We start from the raw sequence: 21,128 nt of genomic DNA, 5'->3' as shown, positions 1-21,128 counted from the left end.
TCCGACATCGTCGAGATAGTCACTCTGCGTTGACTTTGTATTTCCGAAAGTCACTTCGCGTGGTCGTCAGGGCGTGCGCGGACCGTCTTCGGGACCCCTGATCAGCCCGAGGACCACCGCCTCGAACCGCTCGGCGGTGGGCAGCGCCAGCTCCGCGTCGGGAGGGCCCGCGGCCAGGGCTCGGGCGACGGCGCCGGCCAGCGCCGCGGGGTCCTGCGGCGGGACCAGGACCACCCACTGGCCGTGCTGGGCCGCGACGCCCCGCATGGCGGGCGTCCTCGTCATCACCACCGTGCTGCGGCTGGCCAGCGCCTCCCCGAGCGCGGTCAGGCCGTTCAGGCTCGTGTCCTCCACCAGCGGGAGGACGACGACCGAGGCCTCGCGGTAGAGCGCCGTGAGGTCGGCCAGCGGGAGGGCCTCGCGCTGACCGGCAGCGGGCTTGTGGACCGCCAGGCGCGGCCCGTCCTGCAGCGGGCAGTCCGCGCCGGCCACGACGACGAGCGGGAAGCCGCCGTGCTCGTGCGCTCGCCGCAGGGTGTCCCAGTCCCGCTTGCTGCGCCCGACGGCCAGGGCGAACGGCGCGCCGCCGGAGGCCGCGCCCGAGCGGGCGCCCACCGCCTCGGCCCACGCCTGGCTGGGCCCCCACGGCACCCAGGTCGCCTGCTGGCGCGCCGGGAGGTGGGCGCGCACGGCGTCCAGGTCGGTGGGGCTGAGGAACGCCAGCGCGTCGTGACCGCCGTAGAGCAGCCGGAACAGGCGCGGGTGCCGGGCCAGCAGCCGCGGCAGCCCGTGCAGCACCGTGACCACCCGGCGGGGACGGCGGGTGACCGTGCGGACCAGGCCGGCGAGGACGGCGCCGTAGGTGAAGGTCGAGTACACGACGTCGGCCCGCTGACCGGCCCAGGCCGCGCGGACGTTCGTGACGAGGAAGCGGATCGGGCGCCGGTTGAGGACGCCGGGCAGGGACTCCCCCACCAGGCGCGCGCGGAAGCCCGGCGGCTGCAGCCGCTGGACGCCGAAGAGCAGGTGCCGCGCGTACCGACCCGCCCGGAACCGCTCGACGTTGTCCCGCAGGTCGTACTCGTTGGCGACGACGACCTCGATCACGGCTGCGCGCTCCCCTCGCCGGCCCGGCCCCCGGCTCCTGCGGGCGCTCCGGCCACGGCCGCCGTCCAGCGCCGCGCCACCCGGCCCGGGTCGCAGAGCCGGCCGAGCTCGGTCCTCGCGCTCGCCCCGACCTCTCGCACGCGCTCGCGCTGGCCGGCGAGGACGAGGAACCGCTCGGCCAGGGCCGCCGCGTCGTCCCCGCGGGTGAGGAAGCCCGTCCGCCCGTCCGCGACGAGGTCGGCGGGCCCGCCGCCCATGACGACGGACGGCACGCCGAGCAGGGCCGCCTCGACGACCGTGCGCCCGAACGCCTCCCCGGTGGCGGTGCTGACCAGCACGTCGGCGGCCGCGACCAGGCGCAGGGTCGCGCCGTGCTGCTGGCGCCCGTGGAAGCGCGCGTCGGGCCAGGCCCGCCGCAGGTCCTCCAGGTCGCCGCTGCCGCGCAGGGGTGCCCCGACGACGTCCAGGTCGATCCTGGTGCCGGCGGCCAGGGCCCTGCGCTGGGCCTCCAGGGCCACCTCGACCCGCTTCTCGGGGTCGAGGCGGCCGACGAGGACGGCGCGCAGCCCCGCTGCGGGCGCGTCCTCGCCGGGCGGGCCCCGGTGCGGCGCCGGGAGGTCGCCGGGGAGCTCGACCGGTCGGGGGACGACCGTCGTGCGCCGCTGCGGCCAGCGCCGCACGTGCCCGAGCGCGGTCCGGCTCACCGCGACGCTGCGGGTGGCGAGGAAGGCGGCCTGGGCCTGCAGCGCCGCCCCCGCCCTGCTGAACGGCCCGTCGTGCAGGTCCAGGGCGACGGGGCGGCGCCGCAGCCGGCCCGCCGCGGCGAGCGGCGGGTGCAGCCACATGCTGAAGCTGACGACGGTGCCGCCGTTCCAGATCGGTCGTCGCGCCAGGCGCGCGGCCGCCCGTGCCAGCAGCGGCGGGACCTGCGGCGCCCCGACCCCGACGCCGATCTCGCCCAGGCGCAGGACGACGGGGTCGTCCAGGACGAGGACCTCGTGCCCCTGGCTGCGCGCGCGCTCGAGCAGCTCCCCCTCGGGCGCCACGACCCGCGCCCGCACGGGAGCGTGGCGGAGCAGGGTGAGCAGGCTCTCCTCGGCGCCCCAGCACTGGGTGCTCAGCGAGGCGACGGTCAGCTCCGGAGCGGACCCGGCGCCGCGCGGGGCGGCGTCCGCGCCGCGGTCGGGAGGGCTCACGAGGCGGGAGGGCGCTGCGGCTGCAGCTCGCGGTGCCGCTCGCGACGCGGGAGGGGTTCGCGCCCGCCCTCCTCCGCGTGGCGCGCCCGCACCAGGCGCTGCTTCCTGCGCTCGTCGCGCCGCGGCGGACGGGCGTTGCTGAGCACCACCCCGATCACGGAGCCTCCGGCGTCGTGCACCTGGTCGACCATGCGGGAGACCTGCTCGTCGGCGCCGGAGCGGCGTCCGTCGGCGATGAGGAGCACCGCGTCGACCTTGGCGGCGACGTAGTTGCCCTCCCCCGACCACCCGATCGGCGGGGAGTCGACGACCAGCAGGGGTCCGTCCGCCCGGGAGGAGGCGACCAGGGCGGGCAGGCCCGTGGTGACCACCTCGGAGGGGTGCATCCTCGACGAGGCGGTGCCCGTGCTGTCGACCGCCGTGCGGCGCAGGCCGTCCGCGGGGAGGAAGGACAGCGCCTCGAGGGTCGTCCGCTCCGCCTGGGGAAGGGCGGCGGCGGGGCCGTCGGGGCGGGTGGGGGCGACCGAGGGCGCCATCACCGCGCCCAGCACGCCGCCGCGCAGGTCGGCCTCGACGAGGAGGACCGTGCGACCGGCCGAGGCGAGGCTCCAGGCGAGGTTGGCCGTGATCACGACCCGCTCCTCCGTCTGCGCGCCGGCGGTCACCGCCAGGCTGCGCACCTGCGTGCGGTCCATCTGGATCTCGAGGTTCGTCCGCAGCTGCATGAACGCGTCGACGACCGGCTGGTCGTCGCGCTCGAAGACCACCCGGGGGCTCGCGTCCGCGGCGCGCCGCGGCACGCGGGGGACCTCCCCGAGCACCGGCACGCCCAGGCGGTCGCGGATGGTGTCGGCGAGGCGGCGCGGGGTGCGCAGGCGGTCGACGAGCAGGCCGACGAGCACCGCGGCGATCAGGCCGAGCACGACCCCGGAGACGAGCAGGCTCGCCACGCGGATCCGGGTGTCGCTGGTCGGCGCGCCCGGAGGGTCGATGACCGAGACCAGCACGGGGGTGGACACCGACTGCGCGTAGCCCTGCACCACGGTGGTGTAGGCGTCGGCGACGGGCAGCGGGACGTCCCGGTCGGTGGAGACCACCTCGATGCGCAGCAGGCCCGTGCCGGGGTCGGCGCTCCCGTCCACCGTCCAGTCCGCCTGCTGCGCGACCTGCGGCACCGCCGCTGCCACCTGCTCGCGCGTCGGCGCCGACGTGACGAGTTCCTCCAGCGCCGGCATGAGGAACTGCACCGCGGCGACCGACCCGGTCGCGCCCTCGGCCGACGTGGGCTGCACGTACAGCGTGGTGGCGGAGGTGTACCGGGCGCTCGTCGTCACCGCGGCCAGCGCCATGGCGAGGACGACGACGGCGAAGGCCGCCAGGGCGACGGCGCCCTGGCGGCGCAGGGCGCGTCCGATCTGCTTCAGCTCCACGCTGCGCTCCTCGAGCTCGCGGTCGTCAGGGGCGTCGCGTCCCGGCCGGCGTCGAGGCCCGCGGGTCCCGGCTGCGCGCCGGGGTGGCGGTGCGTCCTCGCCTGCGACCACGCGGCGTGCACGAGGCCGACGGCGACGCCGAGGACGACGGCCAGGCGGTGCTTCTCGAAGATCGACTCGACCATGCCCTTGGCGAGCAGCCCCAGGAGGACCGCGGTGGCCCCCGCCGCGATCGCCCTCGCCGGGGTGGCCGCCGCGGAGCGCAGCGTCCTCGCCCCCGCGACCGCGCCGGCGAGGACGGCCAGGAGCAGCAGCACCACGCCGACGGCCCCGGAGCGCAGGAGCACGTCGAGGAGGATGTTGTGGGTGATGTCCGAGCTCACCAGCTGCCGCGGCCCCTCCTCGAAGTACTGGTACGTCGTCCCCAGCCCCGAGCCGAGCAGCGGGTGCTCGGCCGCCACCGCCAGGGCCTGGTCCCACTGGTTGGTGCGCGAGGCCGCGGACTGCTGCTTGGCCGTGCTGCCGAGCGTCTCGGCGATGCGGGCGGTGACGTCGAACCCCCGGCCGCCGGCGACCCTCCACACGAGCGCACCGGCCAGGAGGGCGCCCAGCACGGCGACCGCGGTCAGGGTCTCCCCTCCCCGCGCCCGCAGGGCCGCGGCGGGGGACGCCGACGGCAGGACGGCGACGAGCCCGAGCACCGCCAGCATCGTCAGCGCGCTGAGCCAGGCGGCGCGCTGCTCCAGGAGCAGCGGGGAGGCGAGCAGCACCAGGGCGCTGAGGAGCCCCGGGACCCGGTGGTCCGGCTTCGTCAGCGTCACGGCCGCGGCGAGCGCACCGACCGCCGCGAGGACCGTGACGGCGTCCGGGCCCAGCTCCCTGACGGTCGCCCCGGGCAGCAGCGGCAGGTCCACGTCGATCGCCAGCCCCGCCGCGTCCAGACCGCCGAGGAGCAGGGCCACGGGCGCCAGCACCGCCGCCGCGCGCGCCAGCGGGCCGGCCAGGCGGTGCAGCGGCGTCCCGGCCGCCAGGACGGCGACCAGGCCGACGTGGAGCACCACGGTCCCCTCGTAGAGCACCGACCTCAGGTCGTGCCCCGCCAGCGCGCCGCGCACCCCCGCTGCCGCCGTCCACGTCAGGAAGGCCGCCCACAGCACCTCCGACGGGCCGATCCGGCGCGGCGCGGCGGTGCGGGCGCTGGGCGCGAGGGCCCTGGCGCCCAGCGCCAGCACCGCCACGCAGGTCGCGAGGTCGAACGAGGACCCGCCCAGGGACGGCTGCAGGAGCCCCGACGTCGTCCCGTAGGACGGGTACAGGAGCGTGTCGAGCACCACGAGGCCGAGGACGACCAGGAGGGTCACCTCCCGGCGACCGGTCCGCTCCGCGGTGAGCAGGGCCCAGAAGGCCACGGCGACGGCGGCGACGCCGAGCGCAGCCACCGCCACCACCGGCATCGCTCCTCCGTCACGTCACGTCGCCTCGCTCGACCGGCCCCCGGGAGGCCGCGACCACCGGGTGCCCGCCCGCGGCGCCGTGCGGCGCTCGGCCGGCGCTCGGCCGGCGCTCCCGGCGTGAGACCGACAGGTCCCGCGGTACGGGCCAGACACGCACGGTAACGCGGGTGGCACCGGAACGGGAACGAGGAGCCCGCCGGCCCGGGCAGCTGCCCGGTCAGCGGGTGACCTTGCGCCACAGGTGGTGCTGCGCCGGCTCCGGCACCCGCCTGAGCCCGCGCAGGACCCGCTGCCGGGCCACCTCGAGCGGCACCGCCTGCATGCCCGCGTAGGAGACCGCGCTGGAGGGCAGGAACCTCGACCGCCGGGTGCCCGCGCGGTAGTCGCGCACCGCCGACGCCAGGGAGCCGAGCACCGGGAGCCGCAGGGGAGCCGGCAGCAGCGCCGTCGCCGCTGCTGTCGCGACCCAGAAGGCACCGGCGCCGACGGTGCTGCGGTACCACTTGTGCACCAGCAGGTGGCGGCCCGCGGCGGTCCTGAGCAGCTGGCCCCGCTGCTGCCGCATGAGCTCCAGCTGCCCGGCCATGATCCGCGTGCGGCGGCCCCACTGCTCCTCCGGCGGGGCCGCCGGCTCCGTGGTGACGATCGCGGGATGGGTCTCGACCCGCCCTCCCCGCGCTCCCACGTCGATCGCCAGCCACAGGTCGTCGTTCACGGCCGTGGTGGGGATCCGGCGGAAGTCCCGGCGGCGCAGCGCCAGGAACTCCCCGACGACCGCCAGGCAGCCGGTGCGGTGCGACGCCAGCTGCTTGACCGTCCGCTCGTAGCGCCAGTAGAGGCCCTCCCCGGCCTCCTCGGTCTTGTTCGCGCTCAGGAGCCCCACCCCCCGGCACAGGGCCTCCCGCACGAGGTCGGGCCAGTTCTCGGGCCTGATCTCGCAGTTGGCGTCGGTGAGGACGACGACGTCGGCCGAGCACGTCTCGACCCCGGCGTTGATCGCCGAGGCCTTGCCGCTGCGCGGCTGCAGGAGGCGCACGTCAGCCTCGTGGGCCGCGTCGAACGTCGCCCGGTCGCTGGCGACGACGACCACCCGCCCGCCGCCGTACCGCGCCAGGTCCCTGCGCAGCCTGCGCACCGCCGCGCCGATCACGGTGGACTCCAGGTAGGCCGCGATGACGACGTCGATCGTCTGGACGGGTCCGCACGACGGCCCGTGCTCGGTGCGGGCGTGGGCCAGCGGGAACACGGCGGGCAGCACGAGCCCGGCGGCGTGCGCCGCGCCTCCCAGCACCAGCCCGGTGAGCGCCCGACGGGACCGGGGTCGACGGGAGCCGGCTCGCGCGCTGCGCGACACGGGCTGCCCTGCGGGCGCTCGAGTCTGGACCGTCACGGGACATGTCGATCACTTGACGTGATAGGCACGCACCAGAGAGTAGGGGAAGTCGGCGCGCCGTCCTAGTCGGGCCTGTCCGGTTCGTCCGGTTCGTCCCCGCCGCGCGCGCGGGGCGCGGCGAGGTCGTCGAACACCGGTGCGTCACGGTCCCAGGAGACGGAGGTCACGACGTCCGGGGAGAGCACCACCGGCTCCCGCAGGGCCGCGACGACCGCCGACGCGAAGGGCTCGGCCCCCTCGACGACGGTCACGCCGTCCGCGTCGATGCCCTCGGCCCCCCGGGGCGTGCTGACCACCGGCGTCGCCGCGGCCACGCTCTCGAGGATCTTCAGCCGGGAGCCGCTGCCCTCGAGCAGGGGGGCCACGGACACCGCCGCGGTCTCGTACAGCGGCTCCAGGCTCGGGACGAAGCCGTGCAGGACCACCCCGGACGTGCTCGCGGCGGCGGCGCGCACGTCGGCCGAGGGGTCGGCCCCGACGACGTCGAGGGCCGCGCCGGGCAGCTGCCGCACCACCAGCGGCCAGACCTCGCGCAGGAACCACACCAGCCCGCGGCGGTTGGGGCCCCACGCCACGGTGCCGACGAACAGCGCCCTGGTCTCCGGCCGCTTGGCCACGGCCATCCGCTCGGCGCCGTTGCGGAAGACCCGCACGTCCCGCGCCCAGGCCGCCAGGCGCTCGCGGTCCTCCGCCGAGCAGCACAGCAGCACCCGCGCCCGCCCCAGGGCGCGCCGCTCGAAGGCGCGCAGCAGGTGGGCCTCGAGGGCGAGCAGCGCTCGCCGCCAGCCGGGCCGCGCCTGCTGGGCGGCCTGCGCGACGAGCTCGCTCTCGACGTTGTGGCAGTCCACGACCGCCCGCGCCCGCGAGCGCGCCGGGACGTTGACCAGCATGTGGGAGTAGTCCACGTGCAGCGGGACGTCGTCGGGCAGGTCGGCCAGCGCCGAGGCCAGCCGGCGCGAGTAGTACCGCGCGGTGGTCGCCGACCGCGACCGCGCCAGGCCCAGGAGCAGGTCCCACGCGTCCTGGCGGTGCCGCTCGACGGGGACGTCGCTGCGCAGGCGGTCCCGGGAGAACCTCTCCAGCGCCACCAGGCGCGAGGGCACCGCGCCCCGCGCCGCGTAGGCGCCGAGCACGGCCCGGGTGCGGGAGGCGCCGCCGCTGCTGGAGGTGAAGGGGTCGAACTTGGTCACGAAGATCACGCCCGCACCACCCCCAGGACGTCCGGTCGCGCGCCTCGGTCGTCCCTGCCGGGCCCGCGGGCCCCCGGTCGGGGCAGGGCCCGGATCACGCGCGCCACCGTACGGCACAGCGCGGGCGCCTCGTCACTGCGCGTCGACCAGGTCTCACCGCCGCGCCTCCGGCCGGCTCGGGTCTTCGGCCCGGGCGCCGGCTACAGCCCCAGCTCGCTCAGGCCCGGGTGGTCCTCGGGACGCCGGCCCAGCGGCCAGCGGAGCTTGCGCTCCGCCTCGGCCACGGGCTGGTCGTTGATGCTCGCCAGGCGCCGGCGCATCAGCCCGTGCTCGTCGAACTCCCAGTTCTCGTTGCCGTGGCTGCGGAACCAGGTGCCGCTGTCGTCGTGCCACTCGTAGGCGAAGCGCACGGCGATCCGGTCGTCGCCGTGGGCCCACACCTCCTTGACCAGCCGGTAGTCCAGCTCGCGCGCCCACTTGCGGCGCAGGAACTCCACGACCTGCGCCCGGCCGGTGAGGAACTCCGCGCGGTTGCGCCACACCGTGTCCTCCGTGTACGCCAGCGCCACCCGCTCGGGGTCGCGGCTGTTCCAGGCGTCCTCGGCCGCGCGGGCCTTCTGCTGGGCGGTCGCCGCGGTGAACGGCGGCAGCGGCGGGCGGTCGGACACGGCAGCGGCTCCTCGGGCTCGTCGTCCAGGCTCGTCCAGGATCGTCCAGGATCGTCGCTCAGGACACCACCGGACGGTAGGGCGTCCCGGCCGCTGCCTTCGGGCTCATCGGGCCGGCTCCCCGATCCCGGTCCGCACCCACGGCGGGGTCAGCGCGCCGACGTCGCGCAGGATCGCCACCCAGTCCTCGGCCGCCCACTGCTCGGCGATCCTCCCGTCGACGAAGCGGTAGGTCATGATCGCCAGCCACTCCACGCGCTCGCCGCTGGGCTCCAGGCCCCACAGCGCGCCCCGGTGGGTCCCGGTCACCGTGAAGCGGGCCGCGACCTGGTCCTCGTCGGCGATCAGCTGCTGCTCGGTGGCCTGCACGTCGGGCAGCGCGGTGAAGAACAGGTCCATCACCGCGGCGTAGTCCTCCCTGCCCCGGACGTCTCCGACGCTGCCTCCGTGCCAGTGCAGGTCGGGCGTGAAGAACCGGCTGGCGATGGAGGTGTCGTGCCCGTTGAAGAACCGGGCGATCAGGTCGCGGACGACCGCGACGTTCTCCTCAGCGCGCCCTCCGGTGCTGGTGCCGGTGCCGTGCTCCATCGGTGGTCCTCCCCCGGCCGGATCGGCCGCTGTTGTGAACGGTACGTTCATACAGAACCACAGTGTGAACGGCCCGTCTACAGGAGAGGATGGACCGGTCCGGCCCATCCGCGAGGAGGACGCCATGAGCCAGCCCCCGGCCGACACCGCTCCGGCTGACAGCGCTCCCCGCACGCATCGGCGAGCTCGCCGCCCGGCGGCCCAGGTCCGCCGCGAGGTCCTCGCAGCGGCCGGTCACCTGCTGCTGACCGAGGGCATGAGGGCGTTCACCATCGAGCGCGTCGCCGCCGAGTCCGCCACCAGCAAGGCCACGATCTACAAGTGGTGGCCGTCGCGGGGCGCGCTCGCCCTCGACGGCTACTTCCACGCCGTGGAGGCCACCCTGGCCTTCCCCGACACCGGCGACATCACCGCCGACCTCACCGCCCAGATCCGGGCCCTGGTGCACCTGCTCACCACCACCCCGGCCGGCAGGGTCGTCGCCGAGCTGCTCGGCGCGGCCCAGACCGACCCCGACCTGGCCACCGCCTTCCGCACCCTGTACTCCGGCCCGCGCCGCGCGCTGGCCGTGCAGGCCCTCGACCGCGCCCGCGCCCGCGGGCAGCTGCGCGAGGACCTCGACGCCGAGGCCGTCGTCGACCAGCTCGGCGGAGCGGTGTACTACCGCCTGCTCAGCCGCGACCAGCCCCTGACCGACCTCTTCGCCCGCACCATCGTCACCCAGCTCGTCGAGGGCCTGCAGCGGCGCCGGTGAGCACCAGCTCGGCGGTTCACCGGAACAGCGGCGCGAACATGGGAGCGAGCCAAGCGCTGTAGCTCGTGGAGATGTGGCTGTCGTCGCGGTACACCAGCATGTTCCCGACGACCGCCGGACAGTCGGAGACGGTGCAGAACCAGTCGGCCGGTTCCACCAGTGCCACGTTGGCCATGGACAGCGTCTCGGCCATGGTCTCGTGCCTGCCGCTGTACGGCCATGCGAGGTTCCGAGGCAACACGCACGACCCCACGTCCTGCAGGTTCTTCGCGACGCAGTCCGACACGTCCTGACCCGGATAGGGCGTGTCCAAGAGGTAGTACACCGGCAGGTCGACCGCCCTGAGACGCTCCACGGTCATGACGGTCTTCTCGGCCCAGTCGAGGTTGCTCACCTGCGTTCCCGGCACCGCATCGCTCTGGGCCACCACCACGACGTCCGGGTGGAGCTCAGCAATGCGCCCGATCGTGCGCTCCCGCCACTCCGAGCACTCGGAATAGGTGCGCTGCAGCTCCTTGCTGTGAACGTCCACATCTGCCATCGGGCATGCCGCCTTCGTCCAGCTCACGACTCGCCAGCGCGCGGCCTGCGCCTGCCGATCGAGCGCGGGAAGCCACTGCTGCGCATGGGAATCCCCGACGAGCACCATGGTGCGCTCACCATCCGCATCCCCGTAGACGCAGTCCCCCTGGTGGACGACCAGGAAACCCGCATGGCACCCGTCCGCCGTTGATCGAGGCTGGTCGTCCTTCACCACCGCGAGGCCGGGCTCGAGGTTGCTCGGAGCCGCCGAGATCGACGTGCCCTCCGCCACAGCGTTCTTGACGCCTTGGATGTCAGACCGGTCCAGGGTGAGAGCGACGGCGGGGCGACCGCTGCCGACGAGCACCGGAACAGTCACGAGCACTAACACGGCGGTCAGAGCGACAGCCCCGTTGAGGACCGTTCCGACCCCCAGCCACGACGGGGTGCGCAGGCGCGCGTGCGCGCTCGGCGACTCGATGATCCAGTAGGTCAGCACGGCCAGCGCGAGGGCCACCACGGACAGCTCAGCGAGTTCCCACCACTGGAAGGTGCGTCCGTACACGCTCGGGACGATGACGATCAGCGGCCAGTGCCACAGGTACCAGGCGTACGAGACATCGCCGATGGCCAGCACGGGACGCCGCGCCAGCACACGATCAGCGCTCAGTCGGCCCTGCCGGCCACCGGCTGCGATGACGGCGGCAGCACCCAGGACGGGCACGAGGGCGGCTGTTCCGGGGAACGGCGTGTCGCTGCTGTAGGACAGGCCTGACCACAGGATCGCCGCCAACCCTGACCACGACATCACAGCAGCGATCGAGCGAGGGATGACGCTCAAGCGCCCTGCTACCAAGGCCACGAGGGCCCCAGCAGCGAGCTCCCACGCGCGCGTCTGCAAGCTGAAGTACGCGAGCGGTGCGTTCTGCGTCGTCGTGGTCACGGAGCAGTAGAACGAGACGGCACAGATCAAGCTCAACACGGCCGTGATCACAGCTGTTCGGTGCCGCCGTGCCACCCAGCAACAGGCCATGAGCACGACAGGCCACAGGATGTAGAACTGCTCCTCGACCGCCAGGCTCCAGAAGTGCTGCAGCGGCGACTCCGGGCCGGCCGCTCGCTGGTAGTCGACGCCCTGGACCGCCAGGCGGTAGTTGAGCGCGTAGACCGCTGCGAACAAGGCGTCGAGGGCCACGCCCTCGATCTGCAGCATCGGCCCCCAGAGGCGGAAGGCGACCACGGTCGTGAGGAGCACGAGCGCTGCCGGCGGCAGGAGGCGGCGAGCGCGGCGTCCGTAGAAGGACAGCAGGTCGATCCTCCCCGTGCCACGCATCTCACGAACGAGCTGGCCGGTGATGAGGAACCCGGAGATGACGAAGAAGACGTCCACGCCCACGTAGCCGCCGGTGACGCGAGGAACACCGGAGTGGTAGAGGATGACGAGGATCACCGCGACGGCGCGCAGACCCTGGACGTCCGCCCTGAAGTGCCCAGGTCCGTGTCGCCGATCCGGCGGAACGGCCCCATCAGTGGAGGCGACACCGGCTGTCGGGCGCGAGCTGATGGCGCTGTGCGGGTGCGGAGAGCCAGGAGCCTGTACGTCGATCCGCCGGGGAGGCGGGACCACAGCGGCTCCCGCTGCCGAGCCGCGCTCCCGCAGGTCAGCCGGTGCTGACGCGCCCTTCGCCATGGTCAGCGCACTCTCCTCGTCAGGGAGCGCGATGACGCCGGGGGCGCTGACGACCGCAGTCTCCGGCAGCCTGATCATCCCTGCGGGAGCGGTGATCGAAGGGGCCACCACCGGTTGCGGCGCAGCCCTGAGGGTCAGGAGGGGCAGGTGGACGTACGCGCCGAGCACGGCCAGGGCGATCATGGCCCAGTACTCGTGGAGGCCGTACAGCCAGGTTCCGCGGACGAGGCCCACGTAGATGAGGACCTGCGTAACACCCACGTAGACCTTGGCGGTACGGGAGATCGTCGTCGCCAGCGGCGTGGAACGGCCGTTCGCCGTGCCCGTCGCCACCCACTCCTTGGTCCGTCCCGTCACGATGTCGAAGATCGCCACGGCATGGGCGAACGAGTACAACAGCTGCACGCGCAACACGTCTATCCGCCAGCGCCCTTTCATGAGCGCCGGCAGGACGAACAGCCACAGGCACAGCGCGCCGACGAGCCAGATGCTGTTCATCGGCTCCACCCACTGCGGCAGGACGTAGAGCATCGCGAGAGCTGGAAGAGGAGCCACGAAGGCGTTGAGCGCAGTCGAGATGTAGTACAGGAAACCCGCCCAGAAACAGATGCGCTGCTTGGGCCTGATGTGCTCAGCTGCGTGGAAGCTCTTGTCGGCCAGGAGGCTCATCGAGCCCGTGCACCAGCGGTACTGCTGGTTGAGGAAGCCCGCCAGGGTGTCGGGGCACAACCCCTTGGCCACCAGGACGGGAACGTACCTGACGTGGAAGCCCGCCTTCATCAGGTTGACCCCGGTGTGCACGTCCTCCGAGTGACCGATCTGTGCGAAGCCGCCCGACTGCTCCAGCGCTGCACGGCGGTAGATGGCGCACGTCCCCACGCAGATCGCCGCACGTGCGCGATCACGGGCGGGCTGGATCCAGCGGTAGAACAGCTCCTGCGTCGCACCGGCACAGCGCTGCAGCCAGTGCATGCCCTTGGGCGCGTCGAAGAACTGAGGTGACTGGACGATCCCGATGTCCGGTTCGTCGAAGTAGGGAACCAGCTCGGAGAGGTAGTCCGGCCTCGGAACGAAGTCGGCATCGAAGATGGCGATGAGGTCGCCGCTGCTGTGCTCGTAGCCGAACCGGAGGTTCCCCGCCTTCTTCAGGCGTCCGCGATCGCTCCGGCTGAGGTAGTGGAATCCGTGCTCGTGTGCCAGCGCTCTCACGTCGTCGCGGGCTCCGTCGTCGAGGACGTAGACCTCCAGCGTCGCCGGCCACTGCATGCGGCTCACGTGGTGGTAGGTGTTCTGCAGCACCTCGAGAGGTTCCCCCGCCGTCGGGAGGAAGACGTCGACGGTCGGCCATGCGCTGGGCCTGTAGGTGCGCACGCGCGATCGGTGGTCAGCAAGTGAGGTCCGCTTCTTCCGAGCGCCGCTCAGCGATGAGATGAGCAGCGTCACGGAGTACAGCGCGACGGGCACCAAGAAGAGCAGCAGCCGAGTGTCCGCAGTGGCGAAGCGCGCAATGCTGTAGGCGATGAGCGCGAAGGACAAGGCCTGCGCCAGCAGCAACCAACGGTGCTGCCGACCCATGTACCAGTGCTTCTCGCCGTCCGACGGCGGCATCGGCATGGCGTTTCGGGACGACGAAGCCGCATCACGGCCCGTTGACGCGACCTTGGAAACAGCAGACAAAAGACCCCCGCATGCGCCCGCCCGACACGGATCGGGACACGCGGCACTGGGTGGCCCTGCCGCCACAGAGATCGCTGTGACGACGTTGGGAACTGTAGGACGGCGGCGACGTCGCCGAGGGGCGATCGGCCTGATCCACCGCAGGGACGGCGATCACCTCGTCACGCGCAGACGCCTGCTCGCTGCGGTGCCCGGCTCTCCAGCAGGTGCCCGGGCGGTGCGCCTAGCCGAGCTTCGGCAGCCCCCTGCGCAGCTGCCGCGCGGCCTGCGCGATGCGCTGCTCGTTCTCGATGAGCGCGAAGCGGACGTAGTCGTCGCCCTGCGGGCCGAAGCCGACACCCGGGGAGACCGCCACGTCGCAGTCCTCCACGAGCAGCTTCGCGAAGTCGATCGAGCGCAGTTCCGCGTACGGCTCCGGGATGCGCGCCCAGGCGAACATCGTCCCCCTCGGGGTGGGGATCTCCCAGCCCGCGCGCGCCAGCCCCTCCACGAGCGCGTCGCGCCGCGACCGGTACACGGCGCTGACCTGCGAGGGGTGGTCGACCTCCTCGTTGAGCACCACGGTCGCCGCGATCTGGATCGGCTGGAAGGTGCCGTAGTCCAGGTACGACTTGAGCTTGGTCAGCGCGGCGACCACCTCGCGGTTCCCGACGAGGAACGCGACCCGCCAGCCGGCCATCGAGTACGACTTCGTCATCGAGTACAGCTCGACGGCGACGTCCTCGGCGCCCTCGCACTGCAGGATCGACGGCGGCTCCACCCCGTCGAAGACGGTGTCGGCGTAGGCGAAGTCGTGCACGAGGACGACGTCGCGCTCGCGCGCCCAGTCGACGAGGCGCTGCAGGTCGGCCAGCGTCGTCGTGGCCGTGGTCGGGTTGTGCGGGAAGGACAGGACGACGACGCGCGGCTTGGGCCAGCCGTACTCCCACGCCTCCATCACGTTGTCGACGTAGTCGTGGACGTTGCCCTCGGCGTCCTTGGGGCCGACGGGCACCTGGCGGGCGTCGGCACCGGCGAAGTACGGCCCCCAGATGTGGATGGGGTAGGACGGCGAGGGCACCAGCGCCGCGTCACCGGGCTGCAGCAGCACCCACATCAGGTGGCTGAAGCCCTCCTTGGCCCCGATCGTGCTGATCACCTCGGTGTCGGGGTCGAGGTGGACGCCGAACCGGCGGGCGTACAGGGCCGAGACCGCCTCGCGCAGCTTGGGGATGCCGCGCGAGGAGGAGTACCGGTGGTTGCGCGCGTTGTGCGCGGCCTCGCACAGCTTCTCCACGGCCTTGTCCGGGGAGGGCAGGTCGGGGTTGCCGAAGCCGAGGTCGACGACGTCCCGGCCGGCGCGGCGGGCCTGCACCTTCAGCCCGTCGATGATGGTGAAGACGTAGGGCGGCAGCCCCTGGATCCGCCGGAACTCCATGGCGCTCCAGCCTAGGCCCGCACGCCGGCGCCCGGCGCGACTCCCGGCGCGACTCCCGGCCCGAGCCCGGGCACGGCCTGGAGCACGGCGTGCGCCGCCGCCTCCCACCGCTGCGCCCACGGCCCGATCGGCTCGACGCCCACCGCCCGCAGCGCCCCGTGCCCCAGCACCGAGAACGCCGGGCGCGCCGCGGGGCGCACGAACGCCGCGCTGGTCGTCGGGGCGACGAGCTGCGGATGGAGCCCGGCGGAGGCCACGACGGCCCGCGCGAACCCGTGCCAGCTCGTCCGCCCGGAGGACGTGGCGTGGTAGACCCCGCCCGGCGCCCCGACCTCCAGCAGCGCGGCCACCACGCCCGCGACGTCGCGCGTCCACGTGGGCTGGCCGACCTGGTCGTCGACCACGCTGACCCCGCCGCGCTCGGCGGCCAGCCGCGCGATGGTCCGCGGGAAGCAGGCCCCGCCCGCCCCGTACAGCCAGGCGGTGCGCACCACGAGCGCGTCGGGGGCGTGCGCGCGCACCGCCCACTCCCCCGCCGCCTTGGTGCGCCCGTACGCCGAGCGCGGAGCCGGCGGCGCGTCCTCGGCGTACGGGTGCCCGGCCGCGCCGTCGAAGACGTAGTCGGTCGAGACGTGCACCAGCCGCGCTCCCGCCGCGGACGCCGCTCGCGCGAGCAGCGCCGGCGCGAGCGCGTTGAGCGCGAAGGCGGCGCCCTCGGCGGTCTCGGCGTCGTCCACCGCGGTCCAGGCGGCGGCGTTGACGACCGCGTCGTGGCCGGGGACGGCGCCGGCGAGCGCGCCGGCGTCCAGCACGTCCAGGTCCGCCCGCGTCGCGGCCGTCACCGCGTGGCCGGCCGCGGCGAGGACGTCGACGAGGTCCTGGCCGAGCATGCCGCCGGCGCCGACCACCAGGCATCGCATGCGCGCACCCTAGGCCGCCGGCGCAGGGACCAGACTGCAGCCCCATGCGCGGCATCGTCCTCGCCGGAGGCTCCGGCACCAGGTTGCACCCGATCACCCAGGGCGCGTCGAAGCAGCTGCTGCCCGTCTACGACAAGCCGATGGTCTACTACCCGCTGTCCACGCTGATGGCGGCGGGCGTCCGGGACGTCCTGGTGATCACCACGCCGCACGACGCCGACGCCTTCGCCCGCCTCCTCGGCGACGGCAGCCAGTTCGGCATCGCGATCAGCTACGCCGTGCAGGAGCGGCCCGAGGGGCTGGCGCAGGCGTTCGTCCTCGGCGCCGGCTTCGTCGGCACGGACGCCGTGGCCCTGGTGCTCGGCGACAACATCTTCCACGGGCCGGGCCTGGGCACCCGGCTGGAGCGCTTCACCGACGTCGACGGCGCCGCGATCTTCGCGTACTGGGTCGCCGACCCCAGCGCGTACGGCGTCGTCGAGCTCGACGAGCACCGGCGCGCCGTGTCGCTGCAGGAGAAGCCCGCGAGGCCGCGGTCCAGCTACGCCGTGCCGGGCCTGTACTTCTACGACAACGACGTCCTCGCCATCGCCGCAGCCCTGAGGCCGTCCGCGCGCGGGGAGTACGAGGTCACCGACGTCAACCGGGCCTACCTGGACGCCGGGCGCCTGCACGTGGAGGTCCTGCCGCGCGGCACGGCGTGGCTGGACACCGGCACCTTCGACTCCCTGCTGGACGCCGGCGCGTTCGTGCGCGCGGTGGAGGAGCGCCAGGGCCTCGTCGTCGGCTCCCCGGAGGAGGTCGCGTGGCGCCGCGGGTTCATCACCGACGAGCAGCTGGAGCAGCGGGCGCGGGCGCTGGCCAGCTCGCGCTACGGCGCGTCCCTGCTGCGGCTGCTCGACCACGGCCGCTGAGGCCCGGGCGCCGGGCCGCTCGCGCCGCACCGCCGCTCAACAGCGGGGCCCGACCTGCCGATGCCCTCCGCGGGCCGACCGCCGCCCCATCCCCCAGGAGACCGCATGCGACTGCTCGTGACCGGTGGTGCCGGGTTCATCGGCGCCAACTTCGTGCACCAGACGGTGCGCGAGCGCCCGGACGTGGAGGTGACCGTCCTCGACGCCCTCACCTACGCCGGGGACCGCTCGTGCCTGGCCCCGGTGGAGGAGGCCGTCGCGTTCGTGCACGGCGACGTCACCGACGCCGCCCTCGTCGAGGGCCTCGTCGCCCGCAGCGACGCGGTGGTGCACTTCGCGGCCGAGTCCCACGTCGACGCCTCCCTGGTCGACCCGTGGCCGTTCGTGCGGACCAACGTCGTCGGCACCACGACGCTGCTGCAGGCGGTGCGCGAGCACGGCGTGCGCTACCACCACGTCTCCACCGACGAGGTCTACGGCGACCTGGCGCTGGAGGACCCCCGGCGCTTCACCGAGACCACCCCCTACGACCCCTCCAGCCCCTACTCGGCGACCAAGGCCTCCTCGGACCTGCTCGTGCGCGCCTGGGTGCGCTCGTTCGGGGTGCGCGCGACGATCTCCAACTGCTCGAACAACTACGGCCCCTACCAGCACGTCGAGAAGTTCATCCCCCGCCAGATCACCAACGTCATCGACGGGGTGCGCCCCCAGGTGTACGGGCGGGGGGCCAACGTGCGGGACTGGATCCACGTCGAGGACCACAACAGCGCGGTGTGGGCGATCCTCGAGCGCGGGCGCGTCGGGGAGACCTACCTGGTCGGCGCCGACGGCGAGCGCAGCAACCGCGAGGTCGTCGCCCTGGTCCTGGAGCTGATGGGCCAGCCGCCCGGCGCCTTCGACCTCGTGCCCGACCGGCCCGGGCACGACCTGCGGTACGCCATCGACGCCACCAAGCTGCGCACCGAGCTCGGCTGGCGGCCCCGCCGCGCCGACTTCCGCGACGCCCTGGCCGCCACCATCGCGTGGTACCGCGCGAACGAGGCCTGGTGGCGCCCCGCCAAGGCCGCCGCCGAGCGCCGGTTCGCGGCCCGGGACGGCTCGGAGCCGGTCGGCGCCTGACCGCGGCCCGGGCCCGCGCGAGTCAGCGGCGGGCCACGAGCGCCGCGTCGTACAGGGCCCGCCTGGGCACGCCGGCGGACGCCGCGACGTGCGCGACGGCGTCCTTGAGCCGCTCTCCCGCCGCCACGCGGGCCAGGACCTCCTCCACGGCGTCCGCCGGGTCGGCCGCCACCGGCACCGCGCCCGCGACGACGAGGGTGACCTCGCCGATCCTCGCCAGGCCGGCCGTCCACGCGGCGAGCTCGGCGAGTCCGCCGCGGCGGACCTCCTCGTGGGTCTTCGTCAGCTCCCGGCACACCGCCGCGGGCCGGTCGCCGCCGAAGGCCTCGGCCATGGCGGTCAGGGTCTCGGGCAGGCGGTGGGGGGCCTCGAAGAAGACCATCGTGCGCCGCTCGCCGGCCAGCGCGGCGAGGGCCTTCGCGCGCTCCCCGGCCCGGCGCGGCGGGAAGCCCTCGAAGCAGAAGCGGTCCGTGGGCAGCCCGGAGACCGCGAGCGCGGCGAGCACGGCGGAGGGGCCGGGCGCCGCGCTCACGCGCACGCCCGCCTCGACGGCGGCGGCCACGACGCGGAAGCCCGGGTCGGACACGCTCGGCATGCCGGCGTCGGTGACCAGCAGCACCGTCGCGCCGGCGGCGGCCGCGGCCACGAGGTCCTCGCTGCGCCCGGCCTCGTTGTGCTCGTGGTAGCTGGTCACGCGCCCGGCCGGCTCGACGCCGAGCGCCGCGCACAGGCGGCGCAGGCGGCGGGTGTCCTCGGCCGCGACGACGTCGGCCGTGCGCAGCAGGTGCGCCAGGCGCGGCGGGGCGTCCTCGGCGTTGCCGATCGGGGTGCCCGCCAGCACGATCCGGCCGGCCCCGGGCTCGCTCGTCACCCCGGCATCCTGCCCTCCGCCCGCGGCGTCCTCGGGCGGTGTCCCGGGGCGGCGTCCTCGGTCGGCGTCCTGGGGCGGGCGGGAACCGGGCGTCAGGTGCCCCGGGCGGCCGGGTCGGGCTCCGGGTCGCGCCCGAGCACCCGGAGCAGGTGGGACAGCAGCACGACGAGGGCGGCCATCACGCTGGCGAACTCGACGAGCTCCTCGACGGTGGTGAGGACGTCGTAGGCCAGCGTGCGCCGTCCGCCGGCGGAGGCGACGGAGCCGCTGACGGTCTCCAGGCCGGCCGCTCCGAGGACGAACGCGGCGCCGCACAGCGCCAGGTCCCGTCCCGTCCTGCCCAGGGTCAGCAGGAAGCGCGCCTGGACGACCAGGAACACGAGCCCGGCGGCGGTGAACGGGAGCAACCAGGCGTAGTGCAGCGGGCCGGACAGCCCCGCCACCGTGCGCAGGGGCACCGAGAACCTGTCGTGGATCGTGGCCACCTCGTCGAGGGAGATGTACGCGAACACCGCGCAGAGCAGCCACCAGTTGCGGTGCCAGCCGTCGCGGCGGCGCCGCGACACGAGCGCGTTGCCGGCAGCGGCCAGCGCGCAGGAGGCGTGCAGGAGCGCGGCCACCCAGGTGCCGAGGCTCGCCTCCTGGTCGGGGTCGAGGAACGGCACCAGGCCGAGCACGAAGTCCCGGCCCAGGAGGTGCTCGAGGGCGAGGCCCAGGACGCTGCCCGCCGCCAGGACGAGCCACGCCCCGACCAGGACGACCCGGATCCGGTCCAGGGCCCGGCGGTCCAGCACGACCAGCGGCGACCACGGGTCCTGGGCACCTGCTCGGGCACCGACGGCGGTGCGATGCTCCCCCACCCTGCTCCCCATCCCCCTCCGCCGCGCCGCGGAGGTGCTGACCAACGATGACCGGGCGTGACAGTACGTGCATCGTGCCCTCCTCCCGGCGCGACGCGGGCGCAGGACGGGCGATCCGCGGCCCGAGCACCGGAAGGCCCCGGCGCCAGGCCCCGGGCGGCCGGGCGAGAGGATGCCGGGCGTGAGGACGCCGCGCCCCGCCCTGACCGCGAGGATGCAGCCGTACACCAGCACGGTCTTCGCGGAGATGAGCGCGCTCGCCGCGCGCACCGGCGCGATCAACCTCGGGCAGGGCTTCCCGGACACCGACGGGCCGGCGTCCCTGCTGCAGGACGCCGTGGCGGCGATCCGCGGCGGCGCCAACCAGTACCCGCCCGGGGCCGGCGTGCCGGCGCTGCGCGAGGCCGTCGCCGCCCACCAGCGCCGCTTCTACGGCCTGGAGGTCGACCCCGAGCACGTGCTCGTCACCGTCGGCGCGACCGAGGCGATCGCCGCCGCCGTCCTGGCGCTGACGGAGCCGGGCGACGAGGTGGTCGTCTTCGAGCCGTACTTCGACTCCTACGCCGCCACCACCGCCCTGGCCGGGGTCACCCGCCGCACCGCGGTGCTGCGCTCCCCGAGCTTCGCCGTGGACGAGGAGGAGCTGAGGGCGGCGTTCACGCCCCGCACCCGGCTGGTGCTGCTCAACAGCCCGCACAACCCGACGGGCAAGGTCTTCTCCCGCGCGGAGCTGGAGCTGGTGGCCCGCCTCGCCGTCGAGCACGACGCGGTCGTCGTCTCCGACGAGGTGTACGAGCACATGACCTACGGCGTCCCGCACGTCCCGGTGGCGACCCTGCCGGGCATGGCCGAGCGCACGCTGACGATCTCCTCGGCCGGCAAGACGTTCTCGGTGACGGGGTGGAAGGTGGGGTGGCTGCACGGGCCCCCGCAGCTCGTGGCCGCCGCCCGGGCCGTCAAGCAGTTCCTCACCTACGTCGGCTCCGGGCCCTTCCAGCCGGCGGTCGCGGGCGCCCTGGCCCTGCCCGACGCCTTCTACGCCCAGCTGGCCGCGGACCTGCGCCGCAAGCGGGACCTGCTGGTCGCGGGCCTGCGGGAGGCGGGGTTCGCCGTGACCACCCCGGACGGCACGTACTTCGCCACCGCGGACGCCGCGCCGCTGGGCCACGACGACGCGATGGCCCTGTGCCTGGACCTGCCGCGCCTGGCCGGCGTGGTCGCCGTCCCGGTCAGCGCCTTCCACGACGACCCGGCCGCCGCGCCGTCGCTGCTGCGCTTCGCCTTCTGCAAGCAGGACGCCGTCCTGGAGGAGGCCGTCGAGCGTCTCGCCGCCGTGGGGTCGCGGCTGGTCCGCTGAG

The 21,128-nt window shown here is 74.4% G+C and carries 17 protein-coding genes; 4 read left to right on the top strand and 13 right to left on the bottom strand.

The features are described 5' to 3' along the window. Positions 1–66 precede the first annotated feature (66 nt). The 8 genes from BLS82_RS11435 to BLS82_RS11400 form a co-directional block, all read right to left on the bottom strand. Positions 67–1,107: a glycosyltransferase gene (locus tag BLS82_RS11435; protein WP_176819063.1), complete on the bottom strand. Its 1,041-nt coding sequence runs from the start codon at positions 1,105–1,107 to the stop codon at positions 67–69. Continuing rightward, positions 1,104–2,303 (bottom strand): glycosyltransferase family 4 protein, encoded by a 1,200-nt coding sequence (locus BLS82_RS11430; RefSeq protein WP_092865859.1) that lies wholly within the window; start codon positions 2,301–2,303, stop codon positions 1,104–1,106. The genes BLS82_RS11435 and BLS82_RS11430 overlap by 4 nt, the downstream gene beginning before the upstream one ends. Continuing rightward, positions 2,300–3,733: a hypothetical protein gene (locus BLS82_RS11425; protein WP_092865856.1), complete on the bottom strand. Its 1,434-nt coding sequence runs from the start codon at positions 3,731–3,733 to the stop codon at positions 2,300–2,302. Before BLS82_RS11425 ends, BLS82_RS11430 begins: the two co-directional genes overlap by 4 nt. Further along, a complete protein-coding gene (locus BLS82_RS11420) occupies positions 3,724–5,181 on the bottom strand; it encodes an O-antigen ligase family protein (protein ID WP_143028831.1) in 1,458 nt (485 codons plus the stop codon). Before BLS82_RS11420 ends, BLS82_RS11425 begins: the two co-directional genes overlap by 10 nt. Positions 5,182–5,404: 223 nt before the next feature. Then, the gene (locus BLS82_RS11415; protein ID WP_176819062.1) at positions 5,405–6,478 is read right to left on the bottom strand and encodes a glycosyltransferase; all 1,074 of its coding nucleotides are present in this window, start codon (positions 6,476–6,478) and stop codon (positions 5,405–5,407) included. 164 nt (positions 6,479–6,642) lie between these two features. Continuing rightward, positions 6,643–7,779, bottom strand: coding sequence for a glycosyltransferase (locus tag BLS82_RS11410; RefSeq protein WP_092865848.1), 1,137 nt, complete (start codon positions 7,777–7,779; stop codon positions 6,643–6,645). Between the two features lie 191 nt (positions 7,780–7,970). Beyond that, positions 7,971–8,438 carry a nuclear transport factor 2 family protein gene (locus BLS82_RS11405; RefSeq protein ID WP_092865845.1) on the bottom strand — a complete coding sequence of 156 codons (468 nt, stop codon included), beginning with the start codon at positions 8,436–8,438 and terminating at the stop codon, positions 7,971–7,973. A 105-nt stretch (positions 8,439–8,543) separates the two neighbouring features. Beyond that, positions 8,544–9,026 (bottom strand): ester cyclase, encoded by a 483-nt coding sequence (locus BLS82_RS11400; protein WP_176819061.1) that lies wholly within the window; start codon positions 9,024–9,026, stop codon positions 8,544–8,546. Positions 9,027–9,150: 124 nt separating this feature from the next. Between BLS82_RS11400 and BLS82_RS11395 the strand changes: the two genes are divergently transcribed. Beyond that, a complete protein-coding gene (locus tag BLS82_RS11395) occupies positions 9,151–9,780 on the top strand; it encodes a TetR/AcrR family transcriptional regulator (protein WP_092865839.1) in 630 nt (209 codons plus the stop codon). A 16-nt stretch (positions 9,781–9,796) separates the two neighbouring features. Here the strand turns inward: BLS82_RS11395 and BLS82_RS11390 are convergent, their stop codons facing one another. The 3 genes from BLS82_RS11390 to rfbD all read right to left on the bottom strand — a co-directional run bounded on the left by BLS82_RS11390 (position 9,797) and on the right by rfbD (position 16,006). After that, a complete protein-coding gene (locus BLS82_RS11390) occupies positions 9,797–13,606 on the bottom strand; it encodes an SGNH hydrolase domain-containing protein (protein ID WP_092865836.1) in 3,810 nt (1,269 codons plus the stop codon). A 286-nt stretch (positions 13,607–13,892) separates the two neighbouring features. Next, on the bottom strand, positions 13,893–15,086 hold the full coding sequence (locus BLS82_RS11385) for an aminotransferase class I/II-fold pyridoxal phosphate-dependent enzyme (RefSeq protein ID WP_092865834.1): 1,194 nt from the start codon (positions 15,084–15,086) through the stop codon (positions 13,893–13,895). A gap of 11 nt (positions 15,087–15,097) precedes the next feature. Further along, positions 15,098–16,006: a dTDP-4-dehydrorhamnose reductase gene (gene rfbD, locus BLS82_RS11380; RefSeq protein WP_092865831.1), complete on the bottom strand. Its 909-nt coding sequence runs from the start codon at positions 16,004–16,006 to the stop codon at positions 15,098–15,100. Between the two features lie 44 nt (positions 16,007–16,050). On the opposite strand from rfbD, the gene rfbA reads away from it, so the two are divergent. Both rfbA and rfbB read left to right on the top strand, forming a co-directional pair. Further along, the gene (gene rfbA, locus BLS82_RS11375; RefSeq protein ID WP_092865820.1) at positions 16,051–16,920 is read left to right on the top strand and encodes a glucose-1-phosphate thymidylyltransferase RfbA; all 870 of its coding nucleotides are present in this window, start codon (positions 16,051–16,053) and stop codon (positions 16,918–16,920) included. Between the two features lie 105 nt (positions 16,921–17,025). Beyond that, positions 17,026–18,039: a dTDP-glucose 4,6-dehydratase gene (gene rfbB, locus BLS82_RS11370; RefSeq protein WP_092865817.1), complete on the top strand. Its 1,014-nt coding sequence runs from the start codon at positions 17,026–17,028 to the stop codon at positions 18,037–18,039. A 22-nt stretch (positions 18,040–18,061) separates the two neighbouring features. Here the strand turns inward: rfbB and rsmI are convergent, their stop codons facing one another. Then, positions 18,062–18,910: a 16S rRNA (cytidine(1402)-2'-O)-methyltransferase gene (rsmI, locus tag BLS82_RS16100; RefSeq protein WP_143028828.1), complete on the bottom strand. Its 849-nt coding sequence runs from the start codon at positions 18,908–18,910 to the stop codon at positions 18,062–18,064. A 92-nt stretch (positions 18,911–19,002) separates the two neighbouring features. Continuing rightward, positions 19,003–19,770: a hypothetical protein gene (locus tag BLS82_RS16095; RefSeq protein ID WP_143028827.1), complete on the bottom strand. Its 768-nt coding sequence runs from the start codon at positions 19,768–19,770 to the stop codon at positions 19,003–19,005. A gap of 172 nt (positions 19,771–19,942) precedes the next feature. Between BLS82_RS16095 and BLS82_RS11360 the strand changes: the two genes are divergently transcribed. After that, positions 19,943–21,127 (top strand): pyridoxal phosphate-dependent aminotransferase, encoded by a 1,185-nt coding sequence (locus BLS82_RS11360; protein WP_092865815.1) that lies wholly within the window; start codon positions 19,943–19,945, stop codon positions 21,125–21,127. The last annotated feature ends 1 nt before the right edge of the window (position 21,128 follow it).

This window comes from Quadrisphaera sp. DSM 44207 (genome assembly GCF_900101335.1).
Lineage (GTDB): Bacteria > Actinomycetota > Actinomycetes > Actinomycetales > Quadrisphaeraceae > DSM-44207.
This window is presented reverse-complemented; position numbering and strand designations above follow the sequence as displayed.